The organism is Mycobacterium arosiense ATCC BAA-1401 = DSM 45069, from assembly GCF_002086125.1.
Classification (GTDB): Bacteria; Actinomycetota; Actinomycetes; order Mycobacteriales; family Mycobacteriaceae; genus Mycobacterium; species Mycobacterium arosiense.
Window position 1 is genome coordinate 1 of record NZ_MVHG01000037.1, and the last position, 22,107, is coordinate 22,107.

Genomic DNA, 22,107 nt, shown 5'->3' on the forward strand with positions numbered 1-22,107 from the left:
GATCGCGTCCGCGGGGATCGGGCCTATTCCAGCCGCGCGACCCGCACTCGACTACGCCGACGTGGGATCGGCGCGGTGATTCCCGAACCGTCTGATCAGGTCGCCCACCGCAAGCGGCGAGGATCGCGCGGCGGACGACCACCGGCCTTCGACGCCGAGGACTACAAGGCCCGCAACGTCGTTGAACGCAACTTCAACGTCGTTAAGCAATGGCGTGGATTGGCCACCCGCTACGACAAACTCGCCGTCGTCTACCGCGGCGCAGCAGTCCTACGCGCCATCACCCTCTGGCTACCCCATTTGTCAGACACGCCCTAGCCGGCGTGGCGCGTCACGGTGCCGATGGCGCCGGCGCACACAGCCGCGGGATGGCGAACTCGAGCATCTCGATGGCCCGGGGCACGGGATTCTCGCCGGCCGCGAGTTCGTAAAGAACGGTGCCGTCGGCGACGGCGAGGACGGCACGGGCCACGTGCGGGCCGACGGACCGGCCGTTGCGGGCCAGCACCTGTGAAACCAGGCCGGCCAGGATTTCGTTGTAAGCGCCGACCAACGAGGTCAGCTCGGAGTGCTTCCCCGCCTGCAGGTAGCGCTCGTACACGCCCGAGATCGTTGCGCGGGTCAACGATCCGTCCTCGGCCGGGTGCACCGTCGCGACCTCGGTGATCAGACGAGCCGTTTCGCTGAGGTCGAGCTGGCAGGGCAGACGCCTGACGAAATCGTTGGCTTGTTCGATCCACCCGTTCAGCATGAATTTCAATCCGGCGGCCAGCAGGTCGTCACGCGACGCGTAGAAGGCCCGCACCGTCTGTTCCGGCAGGCCCCCTTCTTGGGCGACGGCCCGGCTGGTGACCGCGTCGAATCCGCGTCGCCGCAGCACGGCCACGGTGGACCGCAACACCGCCCGGCGGCGATGTTGGGAGCGCGTCGACAATCCGGAAGAGTGTGCCACGGTCCACCCCGTCTCAGAGCGAATACAGATAGCGGTCACGTTCCCAATCGGTGACCGTGCTGTGGTAGGAATCCCACTCCGCGTATTTCATGTCGACGTATTCGGAGACGAAGCGCTTGGGGAAGACGCGACCGGCGAGTTCGCTGCGGGCAAATGCCTCCGTGGCCTCAAGTAGGTTGCGCGGCAACCGGACCGCGTTGAGCGTGGGATTCGGCCGGGTGTCCGTCAACGCCACGTCCACCGGATCTCCGGGATCCCTCGCATGTTCCAGCCCGTCGAGGCCGGCCGCCAGCAGGAAGGCGGCCGCCAGGTAGGTGTTGGCCGCCGAGTCGACGGCGCGGTTTTCGATCGCTGGACGGTTTTTCGGTAGACGCAGCATGCACGACCGGTTCTGTACGCCGTATGCCGACCAGGCCGGTGCCCACGACGCCGTGCCGTCGGCCAGGCGGGGGTTCAGCCTCTTGTAGGAATTCACAGTGGGTGTCACGACCGCCGCGAGGGCATCCGCGTGGCACATCAGGCCCGCAATAAATCGGTATGTCGTTGGGCTCCAACCTAATCCACGCGGATCGGCGGCGTCGCACATCACATTTTTTCCCGTGCTGGACGACACGAGACTCATGTTGTAGTGGTGCCCCGATCCCCATGCCTCGGTGTATGGCTTGGGCATGAAGGTGGCGGCCAGCCCGTGCCGCTTGGCAATCTGCCGAATCATCAAGCGAAAGTAGGTGATCCGGTCGGCCATCTCGAGCGCGTCGTCGTAGGCGAAGTCGAACTCGTATTGGCCGTCACCACCTTCGTGGTCGAAGCTGAACACCCCGAAGTCGCTGTCTTGCAGGGCACTCACGAAGTCGTCGAGGAAGCCTGCGGCGTCCAGCGTGGCTTCGGCGTCGTAGGCGGGGCTGGGCTTCAATCCGCCGGTCCGGGCGAGCGGGTTCAGGTAACCGGTCCCGTCGCCGGGCCGCGCCGGGTCGAACACGAAGACTTCCGTCTCGACGCCCAGCTTGAAGTCGAAACCCAGATCTCGCGCTCGACCCAGTTGGGCTTTCAAGATATTGCGCGGACACTGGTCATGCGCCGTGGTGCCGCCCAGCATCAAATCGGCGGCCATCCACACGAACCGCTTGTCCCAGGAAAGCTGCCGCAGCGTCGCAAGGTCCGGCAGCGCCACGGACTCTTCTTCGTGCGGGTCCATTGCGCCGAAGCCGGTGATGCCTCGGGGAGTGAATCGCTCGGACCCGGCCAGCATCTCGGGGAGCCGCTCGATGGGCACCACCTTCGATTTGGGCCGGCCATGGACATCGATCCATGAGCTCAGGGCGTACTTCACCCCCTGGCGTCCCAGCGCCTCCGCGATCTCCCGGTGTGCGGGCTGCACGGCGTTAACCGTGTCCATCGGTTGCCTCCTCGAATCGAAGTGTGCACGGCGGGTGCGCCGGCCGTGGCAACGGCGGCTCTTCGGAGACTCCGGCCAGAACCTTGTGGACGACGACCTCCACGACAGCGTCGAAGAGACTGTTGCCCAGTGAGGCCGTGGCCCGCGATGGCTGACCGGTGACGCCGTTGCCCGACAGCACCTCGGCGGTGTAACGAAAGACCAACGCGCCGGTGCGGTCTGGGTCATCCGCATCGAGCATCGCCGGCCGGTCGACCAGGTCCGGGAACAAGTGCAACGCCAGCGAGGTTTCCGCACGATTGGCGTGGATGTCCGCACCATCGGCCATCACCTCGGCGGTGATCGCCGGGGTGGCATCCCACCAGTCGACCCACGTCGATCTGAGGTCGGGCCGCACGAATCGCAGCCGGTCGGTTGCCATCCCCAGCGCCGCAACGTTTCCCATGTGCGCGTTGACGAAGATCAGCTTCCGCAGACCGCTCAGCGCCGACCACTCGGCCATCCGGATCAGTAGCCTGGCCAGCTCCTCCGGAAACAGCGACAGGGTGCCGGGGAAGGCCGTGCCGTGGCCCAGGCTGCAGCCGATGCTTACCGGCGGCAACACGATCGTGGCAGCACAGCTGGCCGCGGCGGCATCACATATCGCCTGCGCGATCCGGGTATCGGTGTCGGTCGGCAGGTGCGGCCCGTGCTGTTCGGTCGCGCCCACCGGAACGAGGCCGACGCGGCCGTCCAGCTCGAGCCGTGCGATCCGCGTCGACGTGCATTCGCCCCATCTCATGAGACCGCAGACCGCCGGGGGTACCGACGAACGGGCGTTACCAGAGGCACTGGTGCCCTCCGATGATTCGGAGCGCAGGCTCCGCGATCCTTCCGGGCTTTTGTCCCCTGGTGTACCGCACGAGCGTGTGCGGGTGCCCCCTCGGTCCAGGCCTCTCGCGAGCGGAACCCTAGGCGCGGACCCCCGTCGGGGATCTGAGGTGGACGCTAGGCGGCACTCGTGTCGACGCCATTTCCGAGAAGTGTCCGCGATGTAACGGATGACTCCGGCGGAAGCCGAGTGCGGTGTGACCGCAGCAACACCAACGCATTTCGCAGATTTGCCCGCACGGCGACCACCGCCCGCGTTGCCGCGGTGGACATGCCGGAACGTTTCTGCAAGGATGGCGTCGAGCTCGCTATCTGTGACGAGTCTTGTTCAATCGCAAGTGTTCCCGCGATCCGCGGCCGCACCGGAAGGACACCACCATGTATGACTGGTCTGCCGTCGACGTCAATCGCTTGCGCAACGATCGCCGCGAAGCGGTCGCCGATCTGATGCGCCGACACGGGCTATCACACCTGCTGCTGACGGGGTTCGACCACATCCGCTACGCGACGGATTACCGCACGCAGATCATCGCCGAGGCGTTCGACTGGTTCGCCGCCGTCGTCGATCGCGACGGCGGGACCGAGATCTTTGCACCGTGGATCGACGAGACGCACGCCGCGCCCGTCGAAGACCTGCCCTGGATCCGCAAGATCCATCCGATGCCTTCGTGGTCGCCGATGGTCGGGCATCCCGAGACGTGGACTGCGGGTTTGACCGGAGCGTTGACGGGAGCCACAAAGGTGGGGATCGAATTGATCGATCCGGCTGTGCTGCAACGCCTCAAAGGCGCCCTTCCCGCGGCGGACTTCGTCCCGATCGGTCGCGAGCTCTACGACATTCGCATCCGTAAAACCCCGGAGGAGATCCGACTGCTCGAAGATGCCAGCATCGTCAATTCGCTGGGCGCAGAGGCCGGATTCAAGGCTGCCGAGGCCGGGATGACCGACCACGACGTGCTGGCGACGATCATGGCGAGCCTGCAAGCCAGCGGGCCGGAGTTCCTGAGTCATTCGTTGTGTAACCATGGCCGTGGCGACGGCGGGTGGTTCGCCGAGGGCACCGTGCTCGCCGAAGGCGATCCGTACTTCTTCGACATCGGCCTGTACGGCCGGTGCGGCTACGCCTCGGACATCGCGCGGACCGGCTTCGTGGGCGGCGACACGCGCGCCGAGATCAAAACGGCTTACGCCAAGCTACTCAAGGCGCACGAAATTGTCGCCGAGGCCGCCAAACCCGGTGTGCGCGTGTCACGCATCGATGAGGCGGTGAACAACTACTTGCGCTCCGAGGGCTTGCCCACCACGCCGTACGCGATCGGGCACGGGGTGGGCCTGCGCGCGTGTGAACTGCCGACGGTCTACCGCGGATCGCTGACCGATCGCGATCAAGTGCTGGTCGAGAACAGCGTTATCGCCCTGGAGCCGGAGACGGGCCTGGAGGTCGACGGGCGCTACATCCTGCTCAAGCTCGAAGACAACTACGTCGTCGAGCGCGGCGGCCTGCGAAGGCTCTCGCCGGCAGGCTACGGTCTCGACGGCCTGTGACGCGGGCCGGCCGCGACGGCTCGGGCCGGCTGCGCTTGCTGCTGGTACAGGAAAGCCCGGTCGCGCGTGACGTCGACGCAAATGTCCGGCGGATTCGGGCCTTGCTCAACAGGAATCCGGACAGCGACATTGCCGTATTCCCCGAATTGTTTGTCACGGGGTATCAAACCGATCGTCCCGCGGAGTTGGCGCTGGGCATCGACTCGACGTCGGTATCGGCGATCCGCCGAGCCTGTGCGGAATCCGAAACCGCGTTCGTCGGAGGTTATCTCGAGCGGGGCGCCGGCGGACGGGTTCACAACTCGATGCTGGTCGTCGGCGCCGGGGGAGAGATCGCGGGAAACTATCGAAAGACCCACCTTTTCGGTGTCGAGTCGAGCGCCTTCGATGCGGGTGGGGAGCTGGCGTGCATAGACGTAGCGTCGGCACGGCTGGCCCCGATGATCTGCTTCGACATGGAGATCGCCGAAGTGGCTCGTACCCTTGCCTTCCAACGCCCCGACGTCTTCATCGTGATCGCGGCGAACATGGCGCCGTTTTACGAGGATCATCTGGTGGCGTCGCGCGCACGCGCCCTCGACAATCGCATTCCGCTGGTATATGTGAACCGTACTGGCAGCGAATCGGGTTTCGATTTCACCGGTGGGTCACGAGTCGTCGACCCGAGCGGTCGTGTCGTGGCCGATCTGGGCTGCGGGCAACGGGTTCGCGCCGTCGACGTGACCCTGCGCCGCGACCCGCCCGCCCAGGTCGACTACCTGCGCCATCTCCGACCGGAGCTGTACCGGTCCCATAACCGGCCGTCCTAACGCTGCGAGCTTGCCCGCGGCAGCAGACGCCCCGGCACGATGCATTGCCGTGCCACGTCGCCACCGTTGATCCGTGCCACCAGCGAATCTATTGCCACCGCGCCCATTTCGGCGGGCATCAGGTCAACAGCGGTGATCGGCACCGGCAAGTGCTGGATCATCGTGCTGTCGCCCAGCGCGGCCACCAGAACGTCGTCGGGTATCGACAAGCCGAGTTCGCCGGCCGCCGCGGTGACGCCCAAAGCGAGCCGATCCAGCGTGGCCAGCATGGCGTCGGACCGGCCGCGACCCGACAGCAGCCGCTTCGCCGCAGCACGTCCGGACTCCTCGGTGCTGCCGCCGTCGACGTAGGAGATCCGGCTGGCACAGCGATGCGCTCGGCACCACCGGGTGTAGTGCTCAACGGTGTCACGTACATACGATGCTGTCGGATCGCCGGCCAGCAGTGCGGGTCTGCGCGCTCCGGAGGCGCGGAGGTGGTCCAGGACGGCGGGGATGACGGTGGGGTAGTCGTTGTCGACCCAGGGATGGTCTGCCGTCGTCCGGCCCACGGTGACCACCGGAAGGCCGGCGCGGGTGGCCCGCACCAGCAGGCTCTCGTCGTCGGCGGTGGGATCGACGACGATCGCGCCGTCGTAAGAAAGGTTGGGCGGCAACGATTCTGGTGACAACGCCAACGCGAACCCGTGCGTCGACGACCGAATGGCCGCGGCGGTCATCAGGTTGACGAAGAAGTCGATACTCCACAACGAGGCGGCCTCGGTTCCCGGTGCGCTGACCGACATGACCAGCAGCCCGGTGCGTGCACCGACCAGGCTGCGCGCGGCGGCACTGGGTCGGTAACCCAGTTGTCGGCCACCGCGCGCACCCGGCTGCGGGTCTTGGCCGTCAACCGGCCATTGCCCGATAGCGCATCGGAAACCGTTGTGACCGAGACGTTGGCGGCCCGCGCCACGTCTTTGATGGTCACCCTGCTGCGATCGGCTATCCGGGCCATGCACTGCCCGCGATGATAAGGCCCACCACACCCCGCCTCAGGAGAGACTGCCGAAACGATTCAGCCGTGAGGTTACACCAGGATTCGGGTGTCAGGGCCGCGCCGACCCGGCCGCCCGAGCCGTCAGGGCGGCCCGGGGTCACTCGGCGGCGGGGACCATCGCCCACTGCGTGCCGTGCACCTGCTGCGGCCCGCGGTGGACCGCGCTGTAAAGCACGGCACCGACGACGAGGGTGCCGGCGGTGAACACCAACGGGAAATATTGCAGATACCAGTGACCGCCCTGGGGGTCATAGATGGCTTGGCGCGGCCAGATGAGGTTGATGAACATCGCCGCCCCGTATCCCACCGCCAAGACGTTGACCCACAACCCGGCACGCCCCATGCTGAAGGCACGTTGCCCGTGATCATCGACGGCGCCGGCAATGAACACGGCCTCGCCACGCAGCCGGTTGAACAGCATTGCGCCGGTGACCATGAGGTAGGCCAGGTAAATGATGATGATGCACGTGGATTCCATTGCCACGAAAGCGGCTTGCGGCCCGAGGTTGAGCAGCAGTACCGCGATGGCGCCGAGCCCGATCGCGATGGCCGCGGCCGCGGGGGTTCCGGTCCGACGGGGTACGCGGGACAGCGCGGCATGGAACAGGGTGCGACGGTCGCGGGCCATCGAGAACAGCATGCGAGAGCCGGCCGTCTGAATCGCCAATGTTGCGACACAAATCGCAATCGCCACCATGATCAGCAGGATCTTTCCAGTCGCTCCGGACAATACGGTCGCCACCACGTATGCGGGTCCCTCGCCGGCGAGCCGGCCGTCGCTGAGGCTGGGCGCGGCCAGCACGGTCACGACGATGATTCCGAAGCCCAGGACGCCGGCCGCCGACAATGCGCGTAATATGGTGCGCGGCGCAATCCTTCGCGCATTGTGGGTCTCTTCGGACATCTCGCTGGCGCTGTCGAAGCCCACCAGCACATACGCGGCGGTGAACGAGGCGCACAGTAAAGCGCCGAAGTATCCGGCATGGTCGATGGTGCCGGTGCTCGCCAAAACCTCGCCCGAGCGGCGGCTATGCACGAGCAGCAGGATGATGATGGCGACGGCGCCGGTTATCTCCGACACGACGCCGCAGTTGTTGATGATGTACATCAGCTTGATGCCGATGACGTTGACGATGGTGGTCAGCGTCATCAATATGCCCGCCAACAGGATTGCGTTATGGGCACCGGAGCTGGATGTGGGTGACGGGTCGCCGCCTACCAGCTGGAAACCGGACCAGATCTCGGGTAACACCACTTGCAGGGCGACGGCGGCGCTGGTCATGACGACGATCTGGCCGATGATCATGATCCACCCGGCGAACCAGCCGAAGACGGGGTTGGCCAGCCGGCTAGCCCATTGATAGATCGCGCCCGAAAGCGGGTATCGGGCAGCGAGTTCGGCGAAGCACAGCGCGACCAGCAGCTGTCCGCCCAGCACCACCGGCCATGTCCACACGTAGGCGGGCCCGCCGAAACTGAAGCCCAGCCCGGCCAGCTGGAACACGGCGGTCAGCACGGAGATGAAGGAGAAGCCCGCCGCAAAGGACGCGAATCTTCCCATTTTCCGATGGAGCTGCTGTTGGTAGCCGAAGGAGGCCAGAGCGCGGCTCTCGCTGACGTCTTGTTCTTGTTCAATAAGGGTGTGTTCCATCATCTTTCCCTTCACGACTGGCCGTCAAGATTGTGGAGTGGGATGGCCGAATGACGATAAGGCCAGCGAGCCGGCCGGCAGGGCAAGCTCGCCCGCTTCGATGCGGTCTCGTAGGTAGACGAAACTCTGCGCGGTCTGCGCAAACAGGTGGTCGCCGGCTTTGAGCCGGCCGCGTGTCGGCTGGCCGGGGACGCAGAGTTTGGGCATCGGCTCGACGAGCGTGTCGTAGTCGACATTGAAAAACAGTGGGTAGGAGTATCTTTCGCTGACCACCTTGCGTACCCGGTGCGTGGTGGCGACGAACAGGCCGTTAGTCCAGAGCTCTAGCATGTCGCCGATATTGACCACGAAACATCCCGGCCTGGGGGGCACATCGATCCACTGCCCGGCGCCGTTGAGCACCTCGAGTCCCGGCTGGGTCGCCTTCAACAGGGTGATGCACTCGTAGTCCGTATGCGCCCCGATACCCGGGCTGTCGGTGGCCGTCTCGTCGACCGGATAATGGATCAACCGCAGCTGGCTCGGCGGATCGGTCAAAAACCGATCGAAATAGTCTTCGGGCTCCGACAAATACAGCGCAAACCCGCGCATGATCGCGCGGCCCGCGCCGAACACCGCCTCGTAATATTCGGTGACGGCCTCGGCAAAGCCCGGGAGCGCCGGCCATTGATTGGGGCCGCTCAGGGCGGTGCTGCCGGCGCGGTCGGGGCGGTGACGCGCGCAATCGTAGGCTTCCTTCATATCGGCGGTTCCACCGGCGAACACTTCGCCGCCCTGCGGCACGTAGCCGCGGTGGTTGGTCGAGTTGCCGATGTAGACCGACATTTTTGCGTCCATGGACTGGTCGAAGAAGCGCTGCGACGCGCTGTGCATGCGGTCAAAGACCTCATCCGGTACGCCGCTGCCGCTGACGTACATGAATCCCACCCGGTGGGCGGCCTCGCCGAGTTGTTGCGAGACTGCGGCTTTCACCGACGGATCCGCGGATGCCAACCCGGAGATGTCGATCTCGGGCACCGCATCGAACGACGTTGGAGCTGACATCTGGTTACACCTCACTCGTCTGAAGCAGGGCCGGGTCGCCGGTCAGCTCGCCGATCTGCCAGCGTCCGGCCAATAGGCAGGGGGAGGCAATGGGAGTGTCCGCGCTCATCCGCGCATGCGATGTGCCCACGTTGACCACGATCGAGAACTCAGCCGCATCGCTTCTGGTGGAGCTGCTTACGCACCAGCCCTTGTCATCGATCGTCCCGATCGCAACCTCACAGTCCGTGGGACCGCGGCCGGTTTGGCCGTCGGGGCCACGGCTCACCGCGTACCCGAAGACGCCGGCCGACCGCAGCAGCAGGGCAACCCGTCCGGTGTCGTTGTGGAGCAATGCGGTCGCCGAGTCTTCCGGCTCGTGGCGTTCGGCCCGGATCCACACCTCGCGATATGGCTCGAGAACGCCCTCCTCGACGAGAGTGTCGCCTTCCCACCTCAGTCGCCCGACGTCGGGGCGTCGGTTTGGCGACCAGTCGATCGTGTGGTGCCACATGAATTGCGTTCTGTCCAAGTAATGTTGGCAAAGGCGGCCGGCAAACGCGTCCATCCGCGGCGCGCATTCGCCACCCGGGGATGGGCTCACCGCCGGATCCACGGCGGGCCGGCGCAGGTCGACGAACCATTGCCGACCCTGTAACCAGGTCACCTGCGTGGTGGTGTCCGACCGCCCGTCTGGCCACTGGATCGAGCGGCGCGACCAGACTCCACACAGATCTTCGACCGTCGGAGCCGATGCACACATCCATTCACTCCTAATTTTCTATCGACTGACAGAAAGTTAGGGGCCATTTGAATCATGTTGATGAGCTCCGTGTTTCAAGCCTGTTTCGGGTCGCGCACACGTCGAGTGTCAAACACGCTGGGGCACAGCATCTTCGGGCTAGGTTGCGGTTGCCTGGGCGGGTTGCCGGTCTGGCTTCCTGTGCGGCGAACCGGTGCTTGTCGAGCCGTTTGCTGGGCGATGCGTGTGTGTGCGGGACAACGCGGTTTGCCTCGCAGCCGCCACTGGGCCGGGACGCATCCGCGCCGTCGCGGAGGTTGCCGACACGCGCCGCCGCGACGAACGGGCCGCGGCCGTCGCGGCATCGACGATGGTTTGCTGAAGCGCTCCAAGATTTGATCCCGCCCGCGCCCGACCTGGCCGGAAGGCGACGCGCCTTCCCGCACGAACTGCACGACTTCGACTACGCCGGACGGATCGCGCGCGATCAGTTCGTGGCCCGCGAGGTCAAGGCGCGTCAGCACCTTCTGGACAGCCAGACTCGGTAGCCGGTCGGGCCCGCCCATACCCTGAAGGTATGACCGTCGCCCCGCCGGCCGGCAAGGCCTCGACCGAGGCTTCCGCCCAGCGCCGCACGCCCGTGTGGCCGGTACTGGCCGGCGTCGCCGTGCTGGCGGGGTGTACCGCCGCCGGCATCGGAACCCTCTCGCTGGCCAGCGCGCTGACGGTGACGGGCCTGCCCGACCCGGGTCCGGTGACCACGTTGGGGCTGCCGTTCGTGCGGGCGGCGGGCGAGATCGGCGCGGTGCTCGCGGCCGGCTCGTTCCTGTTCGCCGCGTTCCTGGTGCCGCCGCAGCGCAGCGGCGTCCTGGACGCCGACGGCTACCGGGCGCTTCGGCTGGGGACGGTGGCTTCGGGGGTGTGGGCGGTGTGCGCCGCCCTGCTGGTCCCGTTGACCATCTCCGACGTGTCCGGCCATGCCGTCGCCGACATTCCCCCGGCGCGGATGTGGTCGTTGGCGGGCCTGATCACCAACGCCTCGGCCTGGCGCTGGACCGCGATCTTGGCCGCGGTGATCACGGTGGCGAGCCTATCGGTGCTGCGCTGGTCGTGGACACCGGTGCTGGTCGCCGCGTCGGTGACGACGCTGATTCCCCTTGGGCTGACCGGTCATTCGTCGGCCGGGGGTTCGCACGACCTGGCCACCAACGGCCTGCTGATCCACCTCATCGCAGCCAGCCTGTGGGCCGGTGGCATGCTCGCCTTGCTTGCCCACGCCCTCCGGGGCGGTGGTCACCTCGGGCTGGCCGCCCGGCGTTTCTCGATGATCGCGTTGTGGTGTTGGGTGGCGATGGCGGTGAGCGGGCTGGTCAACGCGCTGGTCCGCGTGCAGCCGTCCGACCTGCTGAGCACCGACTATGGGCGGGTGGTCACCGCGAAGTTCGTCGCGCTGTGCCTGCTGGGGGTGCTGGGCTGGCGCCAGCGACGCGTGAGTGTGGCTGCGCTGCAAGCGGATTCGGGCCCAGCCCGCGGGCGTGGTGCGCTGTTGCGGATGACGCTGATCGAGGCCGCCATTTTCGGCCTCACCTTCGGCATCGCCGTCGGGCTGGGCCGGACCCCGCCGCCGCCGCCCCCGGCCCGGTTGCCGTCGATCCCCGAAGCCGAGATCGGGTACGACTTCGACGGACCACCGACCGTGTCGCGCATCCTGTTCGACTGGCGCTTCGACCTGATCTTCGGTTCGGCGGCCATCGTCTTCGCCGCGCTGTATGTGGCCGCGTTAGTGCGGTTGCGCCGCCGCGGCGACCAGTGGCCGCCCGGCCGGACCTTTTCCTGGCTGCTGGGCTGCCTCGTGTTGCTGTTCACGACGTCGTCGGGTGTCGGCCGCTACATGCCGGCGATGTTCAGCATGCACATGGTGGTCCACATGTGCCTGTCGATGCTGATCCCGATCCTGCTGGTGCTCGGCGCGCCGGTCACCCTGGCGTTGCGGGCGCTGCCCGCGGTCGGCCGCGACGATCCGCCGGGCATGCGGGAATGGCTGTTGGCCGCGCTGCACAGCCGCTTCTCCCGGTTCCTCACCAACCCGGTGGTGGCCACCGTGCTGTTCGTCGCCGGGTTCTATGGCCTGTATCTGTCGAATCTCTTCGACGTCACCGCGAGCAGCCACGCCGGGCATCTGGCGATGAATCTGCACTTCCTGCTGAGCGGCTACCTGTTCTATTGGGTGGTGATCGGGGTCGACCCGACGCCGCGCCCGATCCCGCCGCTGGCCAAGGTGGCGGTGGTATTCGCCTCACTGCCGCTGCACGCCTTCTTCGGGGTGGTGCTGATGGGCACCAAGAAGGTGCTCGGTGCCGACTACTACCGTTCGCTCGATCTGAGCTGGCACACCGACCTGCTGGGGGATCAGCGCCTGGGCGGCGGCATCGCCTGGGCGGCGGGGGAGTTTCCCCTCGTAATCGTGATGCTCGCGCTGCTCATCCAGTGGGCGCGCAGCGATCGTCGCACCGCCAAGCGGTTGGACCGGGCCGCCGAACGTGACGACGACGCCGAGCTGGCGGCCTACAACGCCATGCTGGCGCAGCTGGCGCGGGGCGAGACGGCCGGGCGGACCGGCCCGACCGACCCCGACTGATCCACAGTCCCGGTTTCTTCCACAGCGACGGCCATCTCCGGTTGTTCCCCGCGGCGTTCGTCGGTGCCGCCGGGCCTACTGGCAGCCATAGCCAACGCAATCGAGAAGGGATCAGCCCATGTTCGAAACTTCGCTCACCGTCGTCGGTCACATCGTCAACAACCCCGAACGTCGACAGGTCGGCAACCAGGAGGTCATCAAGTTCCGCGTCGCCAGCAATTCCCGGCGGCGCACGGCGGACGGCGGCTGGGAGCCCGGCAATTCGCTGTTCATCAACGTCAACTGCTGGGGCAAGTTGGTCACCGGCGTGGGCGCCGCATTGGGCAAGGGCGCGCCGGTGATCGTGGTGGGCCACGTGTACACCAGCGAGTACGAGGACCGTGACGGCAACCGCCGGTCGTCGCTGGAGATGCGCGCCACCTCGGTCGGGCCCGACGTGTCCCGTGCGATCGTGCGCATCGAGCGCCCCGGCTACACCGGTCCGACGGCCACCGACGCCGCCACACCGCCCGCGGATGCCTCCGACGCCGCCGGTGAGGACGGCGACGCCGATGACGCCGAGTCCGCCGATACCGGCCCGCTGCCGCTGACCGCTTAGCGGCGGCGCTCCCGCCGCCGGGCGATGCCTAGGATGGTCCGCGAGATCACTTCGCAAACCAGAAAGGCACAACCGCGGCATGGCTGAGTTCATCTACACGATGAAAAAGGTCCGCAAGGCGCACGGCGACAAGGTGATCCTGGACGACGTCACACTGAGCTTCTATCCAGGCGCCAAGATCGGTGTCGTCGGACCCAACGGCGCCGGCAAGTCGAGCGTCTTGCGGATCATGGCGGGCCTGGACAAGCCGAACAACGGTGATGCCTTCCTGGCCAGCGACGCGACCGTCGGCATCCTGCTGCAGGAGCCACCGCTGAACGAGGAAAAGACCGTCCGCGGCAACGTCGAAGAAGGGTTGGGCGAGATCAAGGTCAAACTCGACCGCTTCAACGAGGTCGCCGAGTTGATGGCCACCGACTACTCCGATGAGTTGATGGAGGAGATGGGCCGGCTGCAGGAGGAGCTCGACCACGCCGACGCCTGGGACCTCGATTCCCAGCTCGAGCAGGCCATGGACGCGCTGCGCTGCCCGCCGCCGGACGCCCCGGTGACCAACCTGTCCGGCGGTGAGCGGCGCCGCGTCGCGCTGTGCAAGCTGCTGCTGTCCAAGCCCGACCTGCTGCTCCTCGACGAGCCGACCAACCACCTCGACGCCGAAAGTGTGCAGTGGCTCGAGCAGCACCTCGCGTCCTACGCGGGTGCGATTCTGGCGGTCACCCACGACCGGTACTTCCTGGACAACGTCGCCGAATGGATCCTCGAACTCGACCGCGGCCGCGCCTACCCGTACGAGGGCAACTACTCCACCTACCTGGAGAAGAAGGCCGACCGGATCGCCGTCCAGGGCCGCAAGGACGCCAAGCTGCAGAAGCGGTTGGCCGAGGAGCTGGCGTGGGTGCGCTCCGGGGCCAAGGCGCGTCAGGCCAAGAGCAAGGCCCGGCTGCAGCGCTACGAGGAGATGGCCGCCGAGGCCGAGAAGACGCGCAAGCTCGACTTCGAGGAGATCCAGATCCCGGTCGGTCCGCGGCTGGGCAACGTGGTGGTCGAGGTCGAGCACCTCGACAAGGGCTATGACGGCCGCACCCTGATCAAGGACCTGTCCTTCACGCTGCCGCGCAACGGCATCGTCGGCGTCATCGGCCCCAATGGGGTCGGTAAGACCACGCTGTTCAAGACCATCGTCGGCCTCGAGCAACCGGACAGCGGCACGGTCAAGGTCGGCGAGACCGTCAAGCTCAGCTACGTCGACCAGACCCGCGCCGGAATCGATCCGAAGAAGAACGTGTGGGAAGTCGTCTCCGACGGGCTCGACCACATCGTGGTCGGCCAGACCGAGGTGCCGTCGCGGGCCTACGTGTCGGCGTTCGGATTCAAGGGACCGGATCAGCAGAAGCCGGCCGGCGTGCTCTCCGGTGGCGAGCGCAACCGGCTCAACCTCGCGCTGACGCTCAAGCAGGGCGGCAACCTGATCCTGCTCGACGAGCCCACCAACGACCTCGACGTCGAAACCCTGAGTTCGCTGGAGAACGCCCTCGAGCAGTTCCCAGGCTGCGCGGTGGTGATTTCGCACGACCGGTGGTTCCTGGACCGCACCTGCACGCACATCCTGGCCTGGGAGGGTGACGGCGACAACGAGGCCAAGTGGTTCTGGTTCGAGGGCAACTTCGGGGCATACGAGGAGAACAAAATCGAACGGCTCGGTGCCGAAGCGGCACGGCCGCACAGGGTGACCCACCGCAAGCTGACGCGCGACTAGTGTCAGCTCTGCCCCGTACCGCCTCCGAATGGGGCGACCGAGCGCACTGACCACCGTCGCCAGTTGGGAGCTATCGCCATGACGATCGATCCCGGAGCTAGACAGGATCTCGATCCTTGGACGACCTTCACCCAGCAGCGGGACATTCCCGAGTGGATCTCGAGGGCCTACATCGAGAGCTATCGCGGTCCGCATAGCGACGAGTCGGGCGGCGCGGGAACCAGGCCCATCGAACTGACCGTTCCGGCGGCGGTCGTGACCCCGGCCATGCTGAGCGCCCACTATCGCCTCGGCCTGCACCGGCCCGCCGGCGAAAGCCGCGTCGCGGTCTATCCGGCCGAAGACCCCGCCGGGTTCGGGCCCGCGCTGCAGGTGGTCACCGACCACGGCGGCATGCTGATGGATTCGGTCACCGTGCTGCTGCACCGGCTCGGCGTGCCGTACACGGCGATCATGACGCCGGTGTTCGACGTGCGGCGCAGTCCCGAGGGCGACCTGCTGCGCGTGCAGGCGAAACCCGAAGGCGCATCGCCGTACGACGGTGAGGCGTGGATCCACGTGCAGCTGCTGCCTTCGGTCGACAGCAAGGGGCTCACCGAGGTCGAGCGGCTGCTGCCCAAGGTGCTCGCCGACGTGCAACAGGTCGCCAGCGACGCCACGGCCCTGATCGCCGCCTTGACCGACCTGGCCGCGCAGGTCGAGGCCAACGCCGACGACCACTTCTCGGCGCCCGACCGCGACGACGTCGCGGCACTGCTGCGCTGGCTGGGCAACGGCAACTTCTTGCTGCTGGGCTATCAGCGCTGCCACGCGCACGACGGCCGGGTCTCCGGCGACGGCACACCCGGTCTCGGCGTCCTGCGGACCCGCACCGGCTCGCGCCCCCGGCTGACCGACGAGCACAGGCTGCTGGTCCTGGCGCAATCCGTGGTGGGCAGCTACCTGCGCTACGGCGCCTACCCGTATGCCATCGCGGTCCGCGAATGCGTCGACGGCGCGGTGATCGAGCATCGCTTCGTCGGGCTGTTCACGGTGACCGCCATGAACGCCGACGTCCTGGAGATCCCGACGATTTCGCGCCGGGTCCGGGAGGCGCTGGCGATGGCCGACAACGACCCGATCCACCCGGGCCAGCTGCTGCTCGACGTCATCCAGACCGTCCCGCGCTCGGAGCTGTTCACGCTGAGCGCCGAACGGCTTCTGGCGATGGCCAAAGCGGTGGTGGACCTGGGCCCGCAACGAAACGCGTTGCTGTTCCTGCGTGCCGACCGCCTGCAGTACTTCGTGTCCTGCCTGGTGTATCTGCCGCGTGACCGCTACACCACGGCGGTGCGCCTGCAGATCGAGGACATCCTGGTGCACGAATTCGGCGGCACCCGGCTGGAATTCACCGCCCGGGTCAGCGAATCGCCCTGGGCCCTCATGCATTTCATGGTCCGGCTGCCGTCCGAAGGCCCCAACGCCGCTCCGGTCGACGTCTCCGAGGACAACCGGATCCGCATCCAGGCGCTGCTGAGCGAAGCCGCGCGGACCTGGGCCGACCGGCTCATCACCGCCGCCGCCGAAGGTTCGGTAGGTCATGCCGACGCCGAGTATTACGCGGCCGCCTTCTCCGAGGTCTACAAGCAGGCCGTCACCCCGGCCGACGCCATCGATCACATCGCCATCATCAATGCGCTGCAAGACAACTCGGTCAAGCTGGTGTTCACCGACAACGAGGACGGGTCCGCCCAGCTGACCTGGTTCCTGGGCGGACGCACCGCATCGCTGAGCCAGCTGCTGCCGATGCTGCAGAGCATGGGTGTGGTGGTCCTCGAGGAGCGACCGTTCACGGTCGAGCGGTCCGATGGCCTGCCGGTGTGGATCTATCAGTTCAAGATCTCACCGCACCCGACCGTCCAGCTGGCCACGACGCAAGCCGAGCGCGACGCGATGGCCGAGCGGTTCGCCGACGCGGTCACCGCTATCTGGCAGGGCCGCCTCGAGATCGACCGGTTCAACGAGCTGGTGATGCGGGCGGGCCTTCGCTGGCAGCAGGTCGTGTTGCTGCGGGCCTACGCAAAGTATCTGCGGCAGGCCAACTTTCCCTACAGCCAGTCCTATATCGAGTCGGTGCTCAACGAGCACCCCTCGACCGCGCGATCGCTGGTCGCGCTCTTCGAGGCGCTGTTCGACCCCCGCCCCGATCCATCGTCGAGCCGTGATGCGCAGGCGGCCGCCGCGGCGGTCGCCGCCGACATCGACGCGCTGGTGAGCCTGGACACCGACCGCATCCTGCGTGCCTTCGCATCGCTGGTGCAGGCCACGCTGCGCACGAATTACTTTGTGACACGCGAGGGTTCGGCCCGGGCGCGCAACGTGTTGGCGATCAAGCTGGACGCCCAGCTCGTCGACGAGCTACCGCTGCCGCGCCCGAAATACGAGATTTTCGTCTACTCGCCCCGGGTCGAGGGCGTGCACCTACGGTTCGGCCCGGTGGCCCGGGGCGGCCTGCGTTGGTCGGACCGTCGAGACGACTTCCGCACCGAAATTTTAGGCCTGGTCAAGGCGCAAGCCGTCAAGAACGCCGTCATCGTGCCCGTCGGCGCCAAGGGCGGGTTCGTCCTCAAGCGGCCACCGCTGCCCACCGGCGACGCCGCGACCGACCGCGACGCCAGCCGCGCCGAGGGCGTCGCCTGCTATCAGCTGTTCATCTCCGGCCTGCTGGACGTCACCGACAACGTCGACCACGCGACCGGAAAGGTCAACCCGCCACCGGAAGTCATCCGGCGCGACGGCGATGACGCCTACCTGGTGGTCGCGGCCGATAAGGGCACCGCCACCTTCTCCGACATCGCCAACGATGTGGCGAAGTCCTACGGGTTCTGGCTGGGGGACGCGTTCGCGTCCGGCGGATCGGTCGGTTACGACCACAAGGCGATGGGCATCACCGCCAAGGGCGCGTGGGAGGCCGTCAAGCGGCACTTCCGGGAGATGGACATCGACACGCAGGCCGAGGATTTCACCGTGGTGGGGATCGGTGACATGAGCGGCGACGTCTTCGGCAACGGCATGCTGCTGAGCAAGCACATCAGGCTGCTCGCCGCCTTCGACCACCGGCACATCTTCTTGGATCCCGATCCCGATGCCGCGGCTTCCTGGGAGGAACGCCAGCGCATGTTTAACCTGCCGCGCTCCAGCTGGGAGGATTACGACGCGTCGTTGATCAGCGCGGGCGGCGGCGTGTACAGCCGTGAGCACAAGGCGATCCCGGTCAGCCCGCAGGTTCGCGATGCGCTGGGCATCGACGGCGACGTCACCGAAATGACGCCACCCAGTCTGATCAAGGCGATTCTGCAGGCGCCGGTGGATCTGCTGTTCAACGGCGGCATCGGCACCTACATCAAGGCGGAGTCCGAGTCCGACGCCGATGTCGGTGACCGCGCCAACGATCCCGTGCGGGTGAACGCAAACCAGGTGCGCGCCAGAGTGATCGGCGAGGGCGGCAACCTCGGGGTGACGGCGTTGGGTCGCGTGGAGTTCGACCTGGCGGGTGGCCGGATCAACACCGATGCCATGGATAACTCGGCCGGCGTGGATTGCTCGGATCACGAGGTCAACATCAAGATCCTGATCGATGCCTTGGTGACCGCGGGCAAGGTCCAGCCGGAGGAGCGCAAGCCGCTGCTCGAATCGATGACGGACGAGGTCGCGCAGCTGGTGCTCACCGACAACGAAGAGCAGAACGACCTGATCGGTACCAGCCGCGCCAACGCGGCCAGCCTGCTTCCGGTGCACGCCAGGCAAATTCAGTACCTGGTGGATGAGCGCGGCGTCGACCGCGACCTGGAAGCGCTGCCCACGGAGAAGGAGATCGGGCGCCGCTCCGAGGCCGGGATCGGGCTCACCTCGCCGGAACTGTGCACCTTGATGGCGCACGTGAAACTGGGCCTCAAGGACGAGATGCTCCGAACCGAGCTGCCCGAACAGGACGTGTTCGCGTCGCGGCTGCCGCTGTACTTCCCAAAGCCGTTGCGGGACCGGTTTGCTCAGGAGATCCGCACGCACCAGCTGCGCCGCGAGATCGTCACCACCATGCTGATCAACGATCTGGTGGACGCGGCCGGGATCAGCTACGCGTTCCGGATCACCGAAGACGTCGGCGTGGGGTCGGTCGACGCGGTGCGCACCTACGTCGCCACCGACGCGATCTTCGGGGTGGGGGACATCTGGCGACGCATCCGCGCCGCGAATCTGCCGGTCGCACTGTCGGATCGGCTCACGCTGGACACCCGGCGGCTGATCGACCGCGCCGCGCGGTGGCTGCTCAACTACCGTCCGCAGCCGCTGGCGGTCGGGGCCGAGATCAACCGGTTCGCCGCCAAGGTCCAGGCGCTGACGCCGCGCATGTCGGAGTGGCTGCGCGGCGATGACAAGGCGATCGTGGAGTCCGAAGCCGCCGAATTCGCCTCCCAGGGCGCACCGGAGGACCTGGCCTACCTGGTGGCCGCCGGCCTCTACCGCTTCAGCCTGCTCGACATCATCGACATCGGAGACATCAACGACATCGACGCCGCCGAGGTCGCTGACACCTATTTCGCGCTCATGGATCGCCTCGGCACCGACGGGCTGTTGACGGCGGTATCCGAACTGCCCCGGCGAGACCGCTGGCATTCGTTGGCGCGGTTGGCGATTCGTGACGACATCTATGCTTCGTTGCGGTCGCTGTGCTTCGATGTGCTCGCGGTGGGGGAGCCGGACGAAAGTGGAGAAGAGAAGATCGCCGAGTGGGAACACCTGAGCGCGTCCAGGGTGGAGCGGGCCCGCCGAACACTCATCGAGATCCAAGAGAGCGGAGACAAGGATCTCGCGACGCTGTCCGTCGCCGCGCGACAAATTCGTCGCATGACCCGCACCAGTGGAAGAGGATCATCGAGTTGAGCGTCGGCTTCGTCGCGCCCGTGCCAGTGCGCTGGTCGGACATCGACATGTATCAGCACATCAACCACGCGACCATGGTCACCATTCTCGAGGAGGCGCGCGTCCAGTTCCTGCGCGAAGCGTTCGAGGTCGACATCATGACCATCGGTTTGCTCATCGCCGAGGTCAAGGTGACCTACAAGGGCCAGCTGCGGCTGATCGATTCACCGCTGCAGGTGACGATGTGGACCAAGCGGCTACGGGCGGTCGACTTCACGCTGGGCTATGAGGTGCGTTCGGTCTCCGCGGCTCCGGAGTCCAAGCCCGCCGTCGTCGCAGAGTCCCAACTGGCCGCCGTCCACATCGAGGAGGAGCGCCTGGTGCGACTCTCGCCACAACATCGGGAGTATCTACAACGGTGGATCAGGTAGCCGACCGCGGACTTTGGCTGGGTGCCGACGCCAGGGCCGCACACCGCGCGGATCTGGCCGCGTTCGTCGAACGCGCCCTGCGACTCGATGACGCCGCGATCATCCGATTCAGGACCCGGTCGCAGGGGCTGCTGACGGCCTGGGTCGCAACCGGTTTCGACGTGCTGGCCAGCCGGGTGGTGGTCGGCGAGGTGCGGCCCGGCGATTTGTCGGTGGGCGCCGACGCTCTGGCCCGTGGCCTGTCCGCGATGGATGAATCGGGGTACATCAATCCCGGCTTCGCCATGGATTCGGCGTGGCGGGGGGCGTTGCCGCCGGAATCCGGCTTCACCCACCTCGAGGACATCCCGGCCCGGGTGATGCTCGACCTCGCGCAACGAGGCGCTCAACTGGCCAAGGAGCACAGCAGTTCTCACGGCCCACCCGTTTCCTTGCTCGACCAGGAGGTCATTCAGGTCAGCTCGGCCGACGGTCAGGTCGGGCTGCCGATGCGCTGCGTGTTCGCGTTGACCGCGATGGGTTTCCTGCCGCAGTCACCCGCTGCGGTCGCCGCCGACGAATTGATCCGGGTGCGGATACTGCCGACGTGGTTGCGGCTCGACGCCCGGTTCGGTTCGGTGTATCGCCGCCGCGGCGATCCCGCGCTGCTGCTGGGCTGACGCGGCCGGCTGTCGACGATTTCCCGATCAGGCTGAGTGTAAAGCCGTCGCGGGCAGGACCGCTCCCGAAGATCAGGGGCCGTAGCGCAGCCACAGTGGCAGGACGGCGTCGAGATGGTCCATGAATTTCTTCAGACCCACCCGAAACTGCCCGTACCCGTAGGGGTCTTCGGCGTACTGGGGAAACGCGATGCCCACCCCGAACAGGCCGGGGGCAAGGATCCCGTTGGTCCGGTTGTAATCCAGCTGGCCCCATTGCGGGGTTTCGGGCAACTTCCTGCGCTCGAAACCCACGGTGTAGACGACGCGGTCGCACTGCGCCAATTTCTCGGCGAAAGCCGGGCTCGACACCTTGCACCTCTCCAGGCGGTCCGGAAGCACCCCGTCGATGTTCTCCCGTGCCCAAACGGCCGCCCGGCCCTTCAGCCCCGTGTCGTCGAACAAGATCCAATCATCAAAGTAGACAGCATATCTCAGTGGGCTTCGATAAAAATTGATGACCCGCTTGACGGGACGGCGCAGCAGGTTCGGCAGCACGATCATCGCCGTGTGCGACGAGCCGAACACGGCGACGGTCGAGCCCTCGAGTGGCTCCCGGGCGAGCTTCTCAGGGTCCAGGGCAACCTGGACTTCGATCTCCTCGAGATCGCCGTGGCAAAGTTTTTTGGGATCCGCGCCCACGGCCAGGATCACGTTCCTGGAGAAGATCTCCCGTTGTTCCGTGTGGACCCGCCACTGGCGGTCCTGCAAAAACAACGCGGTAGCGGTCGTCGCCAGGTCGTTGACCTGTTCACGCAGCTGCTCGGTGACCCACACCAACGGTTCGGCGACCAGACCGAGCGCACAGGTCTCTTGGGGATCGACCTCCTTGAGTGGCATGGGCGGCGCTTCGGAGAACCGAAACGCCTTGGAGCCGTTGAAGTATTCGAGAAAGAGCCCGACGTGGGTGTTGCTCGACACCGACCGCCACTTCTGGCCGATGTCTCCGGCGGCGAAGGCCGGATCGACCCAGGCGATCCGTTCGGCCGCGATCCCATGATCCAGCAGCCTTCCCACCGCGGCGATGCCCGCCGGACCGGCGCCGATCACTGTCCACTCG

Annotated in this window: 19 protein-coding genes; 10 read left to right on the forward strand and 9 right to left on the reverse strand. The window is 66.6% G+C overall.

Annotation, left to right across the window (positions count from 1 at the left end):
* Positions 1–318 (forward strand): transposase (locus BST14_RS15475; RefSeq protein ID WP_142279418.1); only part of this gene is annotated, 318 nt, incomplete at its 5' end.
* Between the two features lie 13 nt (positions 319–331).
* Here the strand turns inward: BST14_RS15475 and BST14_RS15480 are convergent.
* From BST14_RS15480 to BST14_RS15490, 3 genes are read right to left on the reverse strand one after another with little or no spacing between them, the layout of a single operon-like run.
* Positions 332–952: a TetR/AcrR family transcriptional regulator gene (locus BST14_RS15480; RefSeq protein ID WP_158085876.1), complete on the reverse strand. Its 621-nt coding sequence runs from the start codon at positions 950–952 to the stop codon at positions 332–334.
* Positions 953–965: 13 nt separating this feature from the next.
* Complete coding sequence (locus BST14_RS15485) at positions 966–2,348, reverse strand: glutamate--ammonia ligase (protein WP_083065231.1); 1,383 nt, start codon at positions 2,346–2,348, stop codon at positions 966–968.
* Positions 2,335–3,129, reverse strand: a complete 795-nt coding sequence (locus BST14_RS15490) for a creatininase family protein (protein ID WP_083065232.1) — start codon at positions 3,127–3,129, stop codon at positions 2,335–2,337. The genes BST14_RS15485 and BST14_RS15490 overlap by 14 nt, the downstream gene beginning before the upstream one ends.
* A gap of 467 nt (positions 3,130–3,596) precedes the next feature.
* On the opposite strand from BST14_RS15490, the gene BST14_RS15495 reads away from it, so the two are divergent.
* Together BST14_RS15495 and BST14_RS15500 are read left to right on the forward strand one after the other, a co-directional pair.
* Positions 3,597–4,763 (forward strand): M24 family metallopeptidase, encoded by a 1,167-nt coding sequence (locus BST14_RS15495; protein ID WP_142279420.1) that lies wholly within the window; start codon positions 3,597–3,599, stop codon positions 4,761–4,763.
* Positions 4,760–5,572, forward strand: coding sequence for a carbon-nitrogen hydrolase family protein (locus BST14_RS15500; protein ID WP_083065234.1), 813 nt, complete (start codon positions 4,760–4,762; stop codon positions 5,570–5,572). The genes BST14_RS15495 and BST14_RS15500 overlap by 4 nt, the downstream gene beginning before the upstream one ends.
* Here BST14_RS15500 and BST14_RS15505 read toward each other — a convergent pair.
* The 5 genes from BST14_RS15505 to BST14_RS15525 form a co-directional block, all read right to left on the reverse strand.
* Positions 5,569–6,357 carry a LacI family DNA-binding transcriptional regulator gene (locus tag BST14_RS15505; protein WP_083065235.1) on the reverse strand — a complete coding sequence of 263 codons (789 nt, stop codon included), beginning with the start codon at positions 6,355–6,357 and terminating at the stop codon, positions 5,569–5,571. The genes BST14_RS15500 and BST14_RS15505 overlap by 4 nt on opposite strands.
* A complete protein-coding gene (locus BST14_RS31705) occupies positions 6,291–6,569 on the reverse strand; it encodes a LacI family DNA-binding transcriptional regulator (RefSeq protein WP_083065236.1) in 279 nt (92 codons plus the stop codon). Before BST14_RS31705 ends, BST14_RS15505 begins: the two co-directional genes overlap by 67 nt.
* A 139-nt stretch (positions 6,570–6,708) precedes the next feature.
* A complete protein-coding gene (locus BST14_RS15515) occupies positions 6,709–8,172 on the reverse strand; it encodes an amino acid permease (RefSeq protein ID WP_245845417.1) in 1,464 nt (487 codons plus the stop codon).
* A 114-nt stretch (positions 8,173–8,286) separates the two neighbouring features.
* Positions 8,287–9,306, reverse strand: a complete 1,020-nt coding sequence (locus BST14_RS15520; RefSeq protein ID WP_083065237.1) for an isopenicillin N synthase family dioxygenase — start codon at positions 9,304–9,306, stop codon at positions 8,287–8,289.
* A gap of 4 nt (positions 9,307–9,310) precedes the next feature.
* Positions 9,311–9,799, reverse strand: coding sequence for a hypothetical protein (locus BST14_RS15525; RefSeq protein ID WP_142279421.1), 489 nt, complete (start codon positions 9,797–9,799; stop codon positions 9,311–9,313).
* Positions 9,800–10,422: 623 nt separating this feature from the next.
* On the opposite strand from BST14_RS15525, the gene BST14_RS15530 reads away from it, so the two are divergent.
* The 7 genes from BST14_RS15530 to BST14_RS15560 all read left to right on the forward strand — a co-directional run bounded on the left by BST14_RS15530 (position 10,423) and on the right by BST14_RS15560 (position 21,008).
* Positions 10,423–10,575, forward strand: a complete 153-nt coding sequence (locus tag BST14_RS15530; RefSeq protein ID WP_169926095.1) for a lysophospholipid acyltransferase family protein — start codon at positions 10,423–10,425, stop codon at positions 10,573–10,575.
* A gap of 29 nt (positions 10,576–10,604) precedes the next feature.
* The gene (locus tag BST14_RS15535) at positions 10,605–12,665 is read left to right on the forward strand and encodes a bifunctional copper resistance protein CopD/cytochrome c oxidase assembly protein (protein ID WP_083065240.1); all 2,061 of its coding nucleotides are present in this window, start codon (positions 10,605–10,607) and stop codon (positions 12,663–12,665) included.
* Positions 12,666–12,783: 118 nt separating this feature from the next.
* Positions 12,784–13,263 (forward strand): single-stranded DNA-binding protein, encoded by a 480-nt coding sequence (locus BST14_RS15540; RefSeq protein WP_083065241.1) that lies wholly within the window; start codon positions 12,784–12,786, stop codon positions 13,261–13,263.
* 79 nt (positions 13,264–13,342) lie between these two features.
* Positions 13,343–15,019: an energy-dependent translational throttle protein EttA gene (gene ettA, locus BST14_RS15545; RefSeq protein ID WP_083065242.1), complete on the forward strand. Its 1,677-nt coding sequence runs from the start codon at positions 13,343–13,345 to the stop codon at positions 15,017–15,019.
* Between the two features lie 78 nt (positions 15,020–15,097).
* Positions 15,098–19,939, forward strand: a complete 4,842-nt coding sequence (locus BST14_RS15550) for an NAD-glutamate dehydrogenase (protein ID WP_083065243.1) — start codon at positions 15,098–15,100, stop codon at positions 19,937–19,939.
* Positions 19,936–20,349: an acyl-CoA thioesterase gene (locus BST14_RS15555; protein WP_083065244.1), complete on the forward strand. Its 414-nt coding sequence runs from the start codon at positions 19,936–19,938 to the stop codon at positions 20,347–20,349. Before BST14_RS15550 ends, BST14_RS15555 begins: the two co-directional genes overlap by 4 nt.
* A complete protein-coding gene (locus BST14_RS15560; RefSeq protein WP_083065245.1) occupies positions 20,337–21,008 on the forward strand; it encodes a DUF8185 domain-containing protein in 672 nt (223 codons plus the stop codon). The genes BST14_RS15555 and BST14_RS15560 overlap by 13 nt, the downstream gene beginning before the upstream one ends.
* A gap of 72 nt (positions 21,009–21,080) precedes the next feature.
* Here BST14_RS15560 and BST14_RS15565 read toward each other — a convergent pair whose 3' ends face one another.
* Positions 21,081–22,097 carry an FAD/NAD(P)-binding protein gene (locus tag BST14_RS15565; RefSeq protein WP_083065263.1) on the reverse strand — a complete coding sequence of 339 codons (1,017 nt, stop codon included), beginning with the start codon at positions 22,095–22,097 and terminating at the stop codon, positions 21,081–21,083.
* Between the last annotated feature and the right edge of the window lie 10 nt (positions 22,098–22,107).